The following is a 12,648-nucleotide window of genomic DNA, read 5'->3' on the forward strand; positions in this document are numbered from 1 at the left end:
ACACCAAGAGAACGGGGCGAGCCTCGATAGCGGTGTTATGGGAGGGCTGGTTTAGGTTACAGACCCTCCTTGAAGGCTATGAACTGGCACTGTCTCTTGAGCATCAACAGATGTGATCAAGAGACAGCCCTCAGGTGCCCTTCCTTGACGATTGTCATCCTGCTCAGCGCGCTTCCGCCAGCAGGGTATGCGCTATGGTGCGCATCCCCAGGGTGTTGGCGCCCGGCGCCCACAGGCTGTCACCGTTCTCGCTGAAACAGGCGGCCAGATCGACGTGCAACCAACCCCGTCCTTCATTGCCGACGAAGCGGGAGAGGAAGCCCGCCGCGTTGGAAGCGCCGCCAGGGCCACCGCCCGGCACAGGGCGGCTGTTGGCCGTGTCGGCATAGTGAGACGGGCACTGCTGGCGGTGCCAGGGCTCCAGCGGCAGCGGCCAGGCGGGCTCCTGCTCGGCATCGGCGTAGGCCATGGCACGACTCACCAGTCCCTTGTCCAGGCCAAACAGGGCGTTGTAACGCCCCCCCAGCGCCATGACGGCGGCGCCCGTCAGGGTGGCTGCATCTATGATGAGCGACGCCCCGCTGTCGCTTGCCAGTTGCAGGCCGTCGGCCAGCACCAGGCGCCCCTCGGCATCGGTATTGACGATCTCGACCGTGGTGCCGTTCTTGTAGGTGAGGATATCACCCAGCTTGTAGGCGTGGCCGGAGACCAGATTCTCGGCGCAACAGAGGATGAGCTTCACCCGCTTGTCGAGGCCGCGCAGTATGGCCAGCGCCAGGGCACCGGTCACTATGGCCGCCCCCCCCATGTCATGTTTCATGGTGAGCATGCCCTGGGAGGTTTTCATGGAGTAGCCACCGGAGTCGAAGGTGATGCCCTTGCCCACCAGGGCCGCCGCCACCGGGGCGTTGCGATCCCCGGTCGGGTTGTAGTCCAGCTCCAGCAGCACGGGCTCGCGATCGCTGCCACGGCCAACCTGATAGAGACCGACCCAGCCAGCCTGTTGCAACGCTTCTCCTTTCAGGATGCGATGACTGATCCTGTCCTGCGCCAGCTCGGTAATAAAGGCCGCCGCCTCCACCGCCAGCTCCAGCGGCCCCAGTTGCTCCGGGGTGGCATTGGTCATCTCGCGGACCCAGCGTCCGCACAGCCAGCGAGCCTCCAGCTCCTCCCTGTCCTCTTCGGACGAGGTGGCCCATTGCAGCTCGACTTCGGCCTTGGGGGTCTGCAGTCCCTGGGCGAAGGCCCACTGCTGCTCGCGCTCCCAATGACCGGCCAGGGCCACTTTCTGGATCCCCTGGCTGCACAGGCGACGCGCCGCCTGCTGGATATCGATCAGCGGCGTAGCGGTCACCAGATGGATCACCATGCCATCGGCACGGTGAGAGAGCAGCGCCCCCTCCCCCCACTCGGCGGAAGCAAACTCACGGCTTAACCAGATGTTCATTCAAGTACCTCCTGCAACCGGCAATGTAAGCTGACCTTCATGCACTCACCTCCTGCAGCCAGCGTGCGATAGTGCGCAGACCGTGGCCTTTGGCCCCGGTTGCCCAGAGATCATTGCCTGATTTTTGATAAGAAGCCGCCAGATCCAGGTGTACCCAGCCCTTGCCTTCGTCACGCACGAAACGGGACAGGAAGGCGGCCGCCGTGGTGGCCCCGGCCGTGCCTTCGGCAGAGGCCACGTTGCCCAGCTCGGCAAAGGCAGAGGTGAGCTGGCCCACGTGCCAGGGTTCGAGTGGCAGGGCCCAGGCCTTCTCGTGTTCGGCTTTGGCGGCTGCCAGTACCCGTTGCTGCTCGACTTCATTGAGGGCAAACACGGCGTTGTAGTCACGACCCAGCGCCGTCTTGGCGGCGCCGGTCAGGGTAGCGGCATCCAGGATGTAGGTCGCGCCACTGTCGGAGGCGGCCATCAGACCATCGGCCAGCACCAGACGCCCTTCGGCATCGGTATTCTGGATCTCGACCGAGATGCCGTTCTTGTAGGTGAGGATGTCGCCGAGCTTGAAGGCATGGCCGGAGACCAGGTTTTCGGCGCAGCAGAGGATAAGTTTGACCCTTTGCTTGAGACCTCGACTGATGGCCAGCGCCAGAGCGCCTGTCACCATGGCTGCACCGCCCATGTCGGACTTCATCGGCAGCATGTTGTCAGAGGACTTCATGGAATAGCCACCGGAATCGAAGGTGATGCCCTTGCCCACCAGGGCGGCCACCACGGGGGCATTGCGATCCCCGGTCGGGTTGTAGTCGAGCTCCAGCAGCACGGGCTCTCGCTCGCTGCCACGACCTACCGACCAGATGCCGATATGGCCGGCCTCACGCAACGCCTCGCCGGCTGTGATACGGGCAGTGACCTGATCCCCACCCAGACCACGGATCAGCAGCAAGGCTGATTCCGCCAGGCTCATGGGATAAATGGCTTCCGGGCAACCGTTGGTCACCTCACGCACCCAGCGAGTCGCCTTGATCAGCGCATCCAGCTCGAGGGCATCGGACTCACTCTGTGGGCCAAAGTCCAGCTCACGCGTCCCCTTGGCGGCGTAGAAGCCCTGGGCGAAAGCGTAACGGCGTTCCAGATCCCATTCATCACCGGCCAGCTTCACCCGCTTGATACCGCTGGACTCGAGACGGCGGGCCGCACGCTGTATGGTGCGCAAGGTGTCATCTTCCTGGGCGATAGCGCCCAGATGAATGCGGGCCTCGTCACCGTTGAAACTGAGCTGGGCACCTTCGCCCCACTGGGCGGCGGCGGCCTGGAGGGACAAGCGTACGTTCATCATGTCAGCCATGTTCTCTTGCTTCCTTTTTATTGGCACTTTCATTAATCAATAGGGAAATAACGAGCACAAAAAAGGCCGTTCCCCTCAAGGGTCACGGCCTTCACCATATCATTACTGCACCATGGGATGCTGCACGCTCAATTCACTCATGTGTAATTAAGGTGCCATCAATGGCGTTCTGAAGCGAGGTTGATGGTGTACTTGGGCAGCTCCACCACCAGATCCTCGTCTGCCAGTCTTGCCTGGCAACTGAGACGGGATTCCGGCTCCAGTCCCCATGCCTTGTCCAGCATGTCATCTTCCAGCTCATCGCTCGGCTCGAGGGAGTCAAACCCTTCTCGCACCACGCAATGACAGGTGGTGCAGGCGCAGGACTTCTCGCAAGCATGCTCGATCTCGATGCCATTGCGCAGCGCCACATCCAGGATGGTCTCGCCACTCTTGCCTTCGAGCGCGGCACCGTCCGGACAGAGCTCGGGATGGGGCAGAATAATCAGTTTTGGCATATTACACCTTGTTGACGTTTTGTCCGGTCAGCACCTTGCGGATGGAGGCGTCCATCCGGCGGGCTGCAAATTCACCACTGACAGCGTCCGCCGCCTCGATGGCATCTTTGATTTGATTGGTTGTCCCTGCGGCGCGCACAGACAGCAGATGGGTGATCGCACTGTCGATGGCAGCGCGCTCGGCGGTGCTCAGCAGCGCATCGCCATCGGCGGCCAGGGCAGCATTGAGACTTTCGACCACACGGTCGGCCTCCACCTGCTGCTCTGCCAGCATGCGAGCATCCATGTCTTGCTGGGCGTTGGCGATGGAGGCACTCAGCATGGTGAGTATGTCCTCCTCCCCCAGCCCGTAGGAAGGCTTGACCTGGATCTCGGCCTGCACGCCGGAGGATTTCTCCATGGCACTGACCGACAACAGACCATCCGCATCCACCTGGAAGGTGACGCGGATGTGGGCAGCCCCCGCCGCCATGGGGGGGATCCCGGTCAGGGTGAAACGGGCCAGGGAACGGCAATCGGCCACCAGTTCACGCTCCCCTTGCACCACGTGGATTGCCATCGCTGTCTGGCCATCCTTGAAGGTGGTGAACTCCTGGGCGCGGGCCACCGGAATCGTGGTATTGCGCGGTATCACCTTCTCGGCGAGGCCACCCATGGTCTCAAGGCCCAGGGAGAGCGGGATCACGTCCAGCAGCAGCATTTCGGCATCAGGCTTGTTGCCCACCAGGATATCGGCCTGGATGGCGGCGCCAATGGCGACTACCTTGTCCGGGTCGATACTGGTCAGCGGCGTACGCTGGAAGAACTCCCCCACTCGCTCGCGTACCAGCGGCACCCGGGTAGAGCCACCGACCATCACCACCTCCAGCACTTCCACCTGCTCCAGCCCCGCATCACGCAGGGCGCGGCGACAGGCCAGCAAGGTACGCTTGACCAGCGGAGTGATGAGTTCCTCAAACAGGTGACGGCTCACCTCCCCCTGCCAACCGGCAAAGGCACAGGGCACCAGCTCGGCATCGGTCAGGCCGTGTTTGACGGCGGCGGCCACATCCAGCAATTCGCGCTGGGTGCTGGCATCCAGCTGACCACTCAAACCGGCTTGTGCCTTGATCCAGTCCGCCAGCAGGTGATCGAAATCATCGCCCCCCAGCGCCGAGTCACCACCGGTAGCCATCACTTCAAACACACCGCGGTGCAGACGAAGGATGGAGATATCAAAGGTCCCGCCGCCGAGATCATACACTGCTATCACCCCTTCCTGACCGGAGTCGAGGCCGTAGGCAATCGCGGCGGCAGTGGGTTCGTTGAGCAGGCGCAGTACGTGCAGACCGGCCAGACGGGCAGCGTCCTTGGTACCCTGACGCTGGGCATCATCGAAATAGGCGGGCACGGTAATGACAACGCCATCCAGCTCGCCGCCCAGTGCTGCGGCGCCACGCTCAGCCAGTTTCTTCAGAATTTCGGCTGAAACCTGTACCGGGTTGACCAGCCCCTGACGGGTCTGCAGCTGGGGCATGCCGTTATCGGCGGCCACAAACTGGTAAGGCTGCTGGCGAGTATCGATGTCGGCCAAGGCCTTGCCCATCATCCGCTTGGCGGAGACGATGGTGTTGTGCGGATCAAGTGAGGCTTCACGCTTGGCGTCAAAGCCGACACGGATAGCATCAACCTGATAGTGCACCACTGAGGGCAGCAGATCCCGACCCTGCTCGTCGCAGAGGGTATCGGCGTGGCCGCTGCGCACTGCCGCGACCAGAGAATTGGTGGTGCCAAGATCGATGCCAACGGCACGTTTATGCTGATGAGGTGCGGCGCTCTGGCCGGGCTCGGCGATTTGCAATAATGCCATGGGTAATCAAAATTCCAGCGTTAAAGGATCAAGACTCGAACAGTGAGTCTTCGAATCGTTCCAGCTCTTCGAGGAGCTTGTCGACAAACTTGAGTTTGCGGACGCAATCAGCCGCGATCAGATCATCGCCAGCGGCAAGCGTCAGTGTCAGCTGTTGCATCAACAGCTGGTGATCATGCCCTATTTCCTGGCGAAAATCCTTGATGGCACCCTCAGGGTCGGCTTCCCCTTTCAAGTCTGCAAGGCGCTCGCGCCACTCAAGTTGTTGCATCAGGAAGCTGGTGTCTTGCAGGGTTTGCTGCTCGCCACGAATATCGGTGCCTCGCAGGGAGAGCAGATACTCGGCTCGGCGCAGGGGCGTCTTGAGGGTGGTGTAGGCATCGTTGATCTGGGCGGCTCGTTGCACCGCAACCAGTTGTTCCCGCTCGGGCGCCGTGGCAAAACGATCGGGGTGGAACTGGGTTTGCAACTGACGGTAGGTGTCCGCCAGTTGACGGGTATCGAGCTCGAAGCCTTCAACCAGCCCAAACAGCTCGAAATGATTCATGCAAACCTCTTAGACACAGACGTTTTCACCGCCACCAAACTCGCCAAAAACGCTGAGCCGGGTGTTGTTGAACTGGTCGTTTTCGACCAGTTCAACCGGCAGGACATCATGTATGTCAAACCTGTCAGACACTGAAACTTTCGCCGCAACCACACTCGCCCTTGGCGTTGGGGTTATTGAACTGGAAGCCCTCATTGAGGCCTTCCTTGACGAAGTCCAGTTCGGTGCCATCCAGATGGATCAGGCTCTTGGCATCGACGATGATTCTGACACCGTTCTGCTCAAACACCTGATCTTCATCCGCCAGCTCATCGACAAACTCGAGCACATAGGCAAGACCCGAACAGCCGGTGGTCTTGACGCCGAGGCGAAGACCTATGCCCTTGCCCCGGTTGGTCAGAAAAGAGGAAACCCGTGCCGCTGCGGCATCTGTCATGGTAATGGCCATACTGCTCTCCTGACCTTAGAGACCTTTCTTCTGCTTGTAATCGGCGATGGCGGCCTTGATGGCATCCTCAGCCAGAATGGAGCAGTGGATCTTCACCGGTGGCAGAGCCAGCTCTTCGGCGATGTCAGTGTTCTTGATGCCGGCGGCTTCGTCCAGGGTCTTGCCCTTGACCCACTCGGTCACCAGGGAGCTGGAGGCAATGGCGGAGCCACAGCCATAGGTCTTGAACTTGGCGTCTTCGATGATGCCGTCGTCGCTGATCTTCAATTGCAGCTTCATCACGTCGCCACACGCCGGAGCACCGACCATACCGGTCGCTATGTTGGGATCGTTCTTGTCGAAGCCACCTACGTTGCGGGGATTCTCGTAGTGGTCGATTACTTTTTCACTGTAAGCCATATCTAACTCCTGCTAATTCCGTTGATCACTGATCCGATGGATCAGTGATGAGCCCATTCGACCGTGTTCAGATCGACGCCGTCTTTGTACATCTCCCACAGGGGAGACATCTCGCGCAGACGACCGATGGAGTCACGGATAAGCTTGATTGCGTAATCAATCTCTTCTTCTGTGGTAAAGCGACCCAGGCTGAAACGGATGGAGCTGTGCGCCAGCTCGTCGTTCAGGCCCAGCGCGCGCAGCACATAGGAGGGCTCCAGGCTGGCCGAGGTACAGGCAGAACCGGAAGAGACCGCCAGATCTTTCAGCGCCATGATCAGGGATTCCCCTTCCACATAGGCGAAGCTGACGTTGAGGTTGCCCGGTACACGCTGTTCCAGGTCACCGTTGATGTAGACGGCTTCAATATCCTTGATGCCATCCCACAGACGCTGACGCAGGGCCATGATGTGCTGGCCTTCGCTCGCCATCTCTTCTTTGGCGATACGGAAAGCTTCACCCATGCCAACGATCTGGTGAGTCGGCAGTGTGCCTGAACGCATGCCACGTTCGTGGCCACCACCGTGCATCTGGGCTTCCAGACGAACGCGGGGCTTGCGACGCACAAACAGGGCACCGATCCCTTTCGGGCCGTATACCTTGTGCGCAGAAACAGAGAGCAGGTCAACTTTCAGCGCTTCCACATCCACCGGGATCTTGCCCACGCTCTGGACTGCATCCACGTGCAGCAGGATCTTGCGGGAGCGGCACAGCTCGCCGATGGCGGCAATGTTTTGCACCACGCCAATTTCGTTGTTGACGTGCATGATGCTCACCAAAATGGTGTCATCGCGCAGGGCGCCTTCGATCTGCTCCAGGGTGAACAGGCCGTTCGGCATCGGCTCGAGGTAAGTCACCTCATAGCCTTCACGCTCCAGCTGGCGGCAAGTATCGAGTACTGCCTTGTGCTCTGTCTTGGAGGTGATGATGTGCTTGCCCTTGCCAGCATAAAAATGGGCAACGCCCTTGATGGCCAGGTTGTTGGATTCGGTCGCGCCGGAGGTAAAGACGATCTCGCGCGGGTCTGCACCGATCAGCTCTGCCACTTGATTACGGGCCAGGTCCACCGCCTCTTCAGCTTGCCAGCCAAAGCGATGGGAACGGGAAGCTGGATTGCCGAACAGGCCATCCATGGTGAGACACTGCATCATTTTTTCTGCGACACGCGGGTCCACCGGACAGGTTGCCGAATAATCAAGGTAAATAGGCAGTTTCATGTTTTTCTCCGTTACAGCCAGGGTCACACATCGACCGGCCGTGGAAAGCACGTTTGTTTATAGTTGGACTTTCAAGCTCACATCGCCGTGTTCTACCCGATCAACCAGGGACAACACGGTTTTCATTTGTTCATCTTGCTTGCCGGCAATCCGGCGCACGTCCGCCTGACCCACCAGCTCAGCCAGGGTGATATCCCCCAGGAAACTGGAAATACGCTCGCTGAGGTCACGCCACAGGGAGTGAGTGAGACACTGGGTACCGCCGTGGCAGCCACCTTTGCCGAGACACTTGGTGGCATCAACCGACTCGTCGACTGCAGTGATCACCTGACCGACAGAGATAGCATCAGGGGCCAGACCGAGGCGATAACCACCGCCCGGACCACGCACACTGCTCACCAGACCATGCTTGCGCAGGCGGGCAAACAGTTGCTCGAGATAGGACAAGGAGATGCCCTGGCGCTCCGAAATATCAGCCAGGGGCACGGGCCCCTGCTCTGCATGCAACGCCACGTCGAGCATGGCAGTCACAGCGTAACGTCCTTTTGAGGTCAGTCTCATATGCCTTACCGTCTTGCGAACCAATCAATATGGGCACATGGTCACATACCCGACTAAAACAGTCAAGTATATGGTTGAGTAATACAGTCGGGTTTAATCCTGCGGCTTTGGCTTCTGGATCGAGGTCAGAATGCCGCGCAAAATATTGAGTTCTATTGCTTCCGGACGGGCCCGATTGAACAGGCGGCGCAGCTTGCTCATCACCTGACCCGGGTGGTCGTCGGCAATGAAGCCTGTTTTGAGCAGAGTCTGCTCCAGATGCTGATAAAAGCCTTCCAGCTGATGGGCGCTGGGATAATCCGCCTCGCTCTCCACCTCGGGAGCCTGATCCTGCAGCCAGCACATCCGCACTTCATAGCAGATAGTCTGTACCGCCATGGCCAGATTGAGGGAGCTGTATTCCGGATTGGCCGGAATGGCCACATGGTAGTGGCATTTCTGCAGCTCGTCGTTGGTCAGGCCGGTACGTTCACGGCCAAACACCAGGGCAACCGGATGCTTCATCCCCTCTCCCACGGCTTTTTCCCCTGCTGCACGGGGATCCAGCATGGGCCAGCTCAGGGTGCGGGAACGGGCACTGGTGCCGATGACCAGACCGCAGTCAGCAATGGCTTCATCCAGTGTCGATACGATACGGGCATTGGCGAGCACGTCACTGGCACCTGCAGCCAGCGCATGAGCGCCGTCATCAGGCAAGGCTTGCGGATCAACCAACACCAATTGGGTCAGCCCCATGGTCTTCATGGCTCGCGCCGCGGATCCCATGTTGCCTGTGTGAGAGGTGTTTACCAAAACGATACGAATCTGATCCAACATGCCCAGTCAATCTTCAGTCAAAAATGGCGCGCAATTGTAACATAGCCAATCGCTATTTTGGCACCGTAAATGGCGTCCCATTTCACAACAAAACCGTCATTTTGTAGAACAAAGCATCATTAGCCAACCGGGGAGGCTGGCTAAACTTGGAGGATGGAGAAGGAAACGAGTGGAGGCGACATGTACCCACATTGGCTTTATGAGAGGTTGCCTGCCTGCTATCTGTTGACGGCAGTCGGCATGATCATGCTCACCGACTCCCCTTTGCTCTGGCTGGCAGGTGCCCTGCTGTTTGTGGCCGGTGCGGCGAGCTGGATGATGCGCTCCAGCTATCGGCGTACCGACCTGGTCATCTTTCCGACCAAGCGCTGGTTCCAGCCGGAATGGCTCTACGAGGCCCAGCCCTTTATCTGGCTGGCGCTGGGGTTGCTGCTCTCTCACCTCCCCGATGCCATGGCCCTGATGGCCTTGCTTCCTTGTGCCTGGGCATGCCGCTGCCTGTGGGTTCGCAGTCACTACCGCCACCATGCCGCTGGCCTGGCTTCACACTTGAGACGGGATCCCGCCCGTCGGCGCAGGGTGCGACTCCTGCGCTGACAGGGTGCGCGCACCTTCGATAAAGATGGCGAGATCCATCAAGGAATAGCGCATCAGGCTCGGCAAACCGTCCAGATCCAGGCTGTCCATCAGGTTCTTCACCTCCAGTCCCAGCTCGGTATCTCCCTCAATCTTCAGCTTGCGCTGAAAGAAAAGGGAATCGGGGTCCTCTTTGCGACCAGCGATCAGGATGAGGTCGTTGGTGGTACCGCTGAAACAGACATCCGCACGATCGCAATGGCGTGCCACCACCAGCTTTCCATCCTGTTCGCTGATAAACCAGCAAAGCTCGAGATCCGATACCTCGACTTTCAGCCATTTCCCAGCCAGAAACGCGAAGTCACCATCCTGGATGGCCTCCTTGAACACCCGCGCCAGCAGGCGCTCCATCAGGTTCTGCTGCAGAGTAAAAGGCACCAGTTTGAGGGGATGACGCAAAAAGCGGGGGGCCTGTTCGACCAGACGACGTTGCAGTTGTTGAAACACGATGAACTCCCAAGTTTTTACGCATTCAAGCACAGGGTTGCACTCTGGATCCTGTTGGAAATCAAACTTGTGCCGACTTACCTCAAGAAGGGTAAAGCCACACAAAGCTGCCTCAGGTCAAAAAGTGGGAAGGCATCGATGAATACAATCGGGCCACTTTTGCATTTTTCCCCTCTCGGAGCGTACCCGATGGAATTACTCTGTCCGGCAGGCAGCTTGCCGGCACTGAAAACAGCCGTGGATAACGGGGCCGATGCGGTTTATATCGGCTTCAAGGATGACACCAATGCCCGCCACTTTGCCGGTCTCAACTTCACCGACAGCAAGCTGGAAAAGGCGGTGGACTACGTGCATCAACATGGCCGCCAGCTGCACATCGCCATCAATACCTTCGCCCACCCGGGCTCCGATACCAGATGGAAACAGGCAGTAGACAGGGGGGTTGCCCTGGGTGCAGATGCACTGATCATCGCCGATCTCGCCGTGCTCGATTACGCCAGCCGCCATTATCCTGACATGGAGCTGCACGTTTCTGTGCAAGCCAGTGCCACCAACGCCGCCGCCATTCGCTTCTATCAGCAGCATTTCAACGTCGGCCGGGTGGTCTTGCCACGGGTACTCTCCATGCACCAGGTCCGGCAGCTGGCCCGCGAGACCGACGTCGGCCTGGAAGTGTTCGCCTTCGGCAGCCTCTGCATCATGGCGGAGGGCCGCTGCTACCTATCCTCCTACATGACAGGGGAGAGCCCCAACACGGTCGGTGCCTGCTCACCGGCCAAGTTTGTGCGCTGGGAGGAGACGCCGGCGGGCCTCGAGTCCCGCCTCAACGAGGTGCTGATCGACCGTTATGGTCCGGGTGAAAACGCCGGTTATCCGACCCTGTGCAAGGGGCGCTTCGAGGTGGATGGCCAGACCTATCACGCACTGGAGGAGCCGACCAGCCTCAACACCCTTGGCCTCTTGCCCGAGCTGTTCCAGACCGGCATCCAGTCAGTCAAAATTGAAGGGCGCCAGCGCAGCCCCGCCTATGTGGAGCAGGTTACCCGGGTCTGGCGCGCAGCCATCGACGCCTATCAGGCCAATCCCGAGGCCTATCAGGTCAAAGCCGAGTGGGATGCCCAGCTCGCACGCGTCTCTGAAGGGAGCCAGACTACCCTGGGCGCCTATCACCGTCAGTGGCAATAAGGAGGCCCGATGCCATTTCGTCCCGAAACAACCGATGCTGCCTTCAGCCCCTTCAGTCGCCACAAGGAGCACAACTAATGCAATTTTCTCTCGGGCCCCTGCTCTTCTACTGGCCCAAGGCCGACACCCAGGCCTTCTACCAAGCCGCTGCCAACAGTCAGGCAGATATCATCTATCTGGGAGAAACCGTCTGCAGCAAACGCCGCGAGCTGAAAGCAGATGACTGGATTGCCCTCGCCCGCCAGGTAGCCAGCACCGGCAAGCAAGTGGTGCTCTCGACCCTGGCCCTCATCTCTGCCCCCTCCGAACTCAAGGAGGTGAAGCGGCTGGTCGACAACGGTGACCTGCTGGTCGAAGCCAACGATCTCGGCACTGTTCAACTCACCAGCGAGGCCGGGCTCCCGTTTGTCTGTGGCCCCGCCATCAACGCCTACAATGCCGATGTGCTGCGCATGCTGCTCAAACAGGGGATGACACGCTGGGTGATGCCGGTGGAGCTCTCCCGCGACTGGCTGATTCAGCTCTGTCAGGATCTGGGCGCTGCCCGCCAGCAGTTTGAAGTGGAGGTGTTTGCCTACGGCCATCTGCCGCTCGCCTATTCGGCGCGCTGCTTTACCGCCCGCTCCCTCGACAAGCCCAAAGACAACTGCGAGCTCGCCTGCATCCATTACCCCACAGGCCGGCTGGCCAGCAGCCGCGAAGGGCAGAAGGTGTTCAATCTCAACGGCATCCAGACCCAGTCCGGTTACTGTTACAACCTCGGCAACGAGCTTGGCGGTATGGCGGAGCTGGTGGATGTGGTACGCCTCTCCCCGGAGGGACTGGACACCCTTGAGATGCTGGCTCGCTTCAAGGCCAACCAGCAGGGGCAGGCCCCTCTGCCCCTGCAACAGGAGCGGGACTGCAACGGTTACTGGCGCCAGATCCCTGGCATGAGTCTGGTGGAATGACACAGCACCAATGCCGGACCTGAGCGCGGCGGCCACGGCTGCTGGTGTCAAATATCCCCGGCATAAGCCCTGGTGGAATGACACAGCACCAATACCGGACCTGAGCGCGGCGGCCATGGCTGCTGGTGTCAAACATCCCCGGCATAAGTCCTGGTGGAATGACACAGCACCAATGCCAGACCTGAGCGCGGCGGCCACGGCTGCTGGTGTCAAATATCCCCGGCATAAGTCCTGGTGGAATGACACAGCACCAATGCCAGACCTGAGC

Annotated in this window: 14 protein-coding genes; 3 read left to right on the top strand and 11 right to left on the bottom strand. The window is 59.8% G+C overall.

Annotation, left to right across the window (positions count from 1 at the left end):
- Positions 1 to 163: 163 nt before the first annotated feature.
- From pepB (GWQ31_RS10940) to trmJ, 10 genes are all read right to left on the bottom strand, one after another.
- Positions 164 to 1,447 (bottom strand): aminopeptidase PepB, encoded by a 1,284-nt coding sequence (gene pepB, locus GWQ31_RS10940; protein ID WP_275909347.1) that lies wholly within the window; start codon positions 1,445 to 1,447, stop codon positions 164 to 166.
- 37 nt (positions 1,448 to 1,484) lie between these two features.
- Positions 1,485 to 2,789: an aminopeptidase PepB gene (gene pepB, locus GWQ31_RS10945; protein WP_275909348.1), complete on the bottom strand. Its 1,305-nt coding sequence runs from the start codon at positions 2,787 to 2,789 to the stop codon at positions 1,485 to 1,487.
- 158 nt (positions 2,790 to 2,947) lie between these two features.
- Entirely contained in the window at positions 2,948 to 3,286 is a 339-nt protein-coding gene (fdx, locus tag GWQ31_RS10950; RefSeq protein ID WP_005310414.1) for an ISC system 2Fe-2S type ferredoxin, read from the bottom strand.
- Between the two features lies 1 nt (position 3,287).
- Entirely contained in the window at positions 3,288 to 5,135 is a 1,848-nt protein-coding gene (gene hscA / locus GWQ31_RS10955; RefSeq protein WP_275909349.1) for a Fe-S protein assembly chaperone HscA, read from the bottom strand.
- A 28-nt stretch (positions 5,136 to 5,163) separates the two neighbouring features.
- Positions 5,164 to 5,682, bottom strand: a complete 519-nt coding sequence (gene hscB / locus GWQ31_RS10960; protein WP_058394705.1) for a co-chaperone HscB — start codon at positions 5,680 to 5,682, stop codon at positions 5,164 to 5,166.
- Between the two features lie 124 nt (positions 5,683 to 5,806).
- Complete coding sequence (gene iscA / locus GWQ31_RS10965) at positions 5,807 to 6,130, bottom strand: iron-sulfur cluster assembly protein IscA (protein WP_005310407.1); 324 nt, start codon at positions 6,128 to 6,130, stop codon at positions 5,807 to 5,809.
- Positions 6,131 to 6,145: 15 nt separating this feature from the next.
- Positions 6,146 to 6,529 carry a Fe-S cluster assembly scaffold IscU gene (gene iscU, locus GWQ31_RS10970; RefSeq protein WP_005310405.1) on the bottom strand — a complete coding sequence of 128 codons (384 nt, stop codon included), beginning with the start codon at positions 6,527 to 6,529 and terminating at the stop codon, positions 6,146 to 6,148.
- Between the two features lie 41 nt (positions 6,530 to 6,570).
- Positions 6,571 to 7,785, bottom strand: a complete 1,215-nt coding sequence (locus GWQ31_RS10975; RefSeq protein WP_059112288.1) for an IscS subfamily cysteine desulfurase — start codon at positions 7,783 to 7,785, stop codon at positions 6,571 to 6,573.
- Between the two features lie 57 nt (positions 7,786 to 7,842).
- Positions 7,843 to 8,346 carry a Fe-S cluster assembly transcriptional regulator IscR gene (gene iscR / locus GWQ31_RS10980; protein ID WP_017411386.1) on the bottom strand — a complete coding sequence of 168 codons (504 nt, stop codon included), beginning with the start codon at positions 8,344 to 8,346 and terminating at the stop codon, positions 7,843 to 7,845.
- Positions 8,347 to 8,439: 93 nt separating this feature from the next.
- On the bottom strand, positions 8,440 to 9,162 hold the full coding sequence (gene trmJ, locus GWQ31_RS10985) for a tRNA (cytosine(32)/uridine(32)-2'-O)-methyltransferase TrmJ (RefSeq protein WP_275909350.1): 723 nt from the start codon (positions 9,160 to 9,162) through the stop codon (positions 8,440 to 8,442).
- Between the two features lie 180 nt (positions 9,163 to 9,342).
- Here trmJ and GWQ31_RS10990 point away from each other — a divergent pair, with 180 nt between their 5' ends.
- Positions 9,343 to 9,759: a hypothetical protein gene (locus GWQ31_RS10990; protein ID WP_169046333.1), complete on the top strand. Its 417-nt coding sequence runs from the start codon at positions 9,343 to 9,345 to the stop codon at positions 9,757 to 9,759.
- On the opposite strand, the gene GWQ31_RS10995 is transcribed toward GWQ31_RS10990, so the two are convergent.
- Positions 9,706 to 10,245, bottom strand: a complete 540-nt coding sequence (locus GWQ31_RS10995; RefSeq protein ID WP_169046334.1) for an SCP2 sterol-binding domain-containing protein — start codon at positions 10,243 to 10,245, stop codon at positions 9,706 to 9,708. The genes GWQ31_RS10990 and GWQ31_RS10995 overlap by 54 nt on opposite strands.
- Positions 10,246 to 10,434: 189 nt before the next feature.
- On the opposite strand from GWQ31_RS10995, the gene GWQ31_RS11000 reads away from it, so the two are divergent.
- Both GWQ31_RS11000 and GWQ31_RS11005 read left to right on the top strand, forming a co-directional pair.
- Entirely contained in the window at positions 10,435 to 11,430 is a 996-nt protein-coding gene (locus tag GWQ31_RS11000) for a peptidase U32 family protein (protein WP_275909351.1), read from the top strand.
- A gap of 77 nt (positions 11,431 to 11,507) precedes the next feature.
- Positions 11,508 to 12,380, top strand: coding sequence for a U32 family peptidase (locus tag GWQ31_RS11005; RefSeq protein WP_275909352.1), 873 nt, complete (start codon positions 11,508 to 11,510; stop codon positions 12,378 to 12,380).
- Positions 12,381 to 12,648 lie beyond the last annotated feature (268 nt).

Origin of the sequence: Aeromonas sp. 2MA4 (assembly GCF_029237305.1) — a bacterium.
GTDB lineage: Bacteria > Pseudomonadota > Gammaproteobacteria > Enterobacterales > Aeromonadaceae > Aeromonas > Aeromonas salmonicida.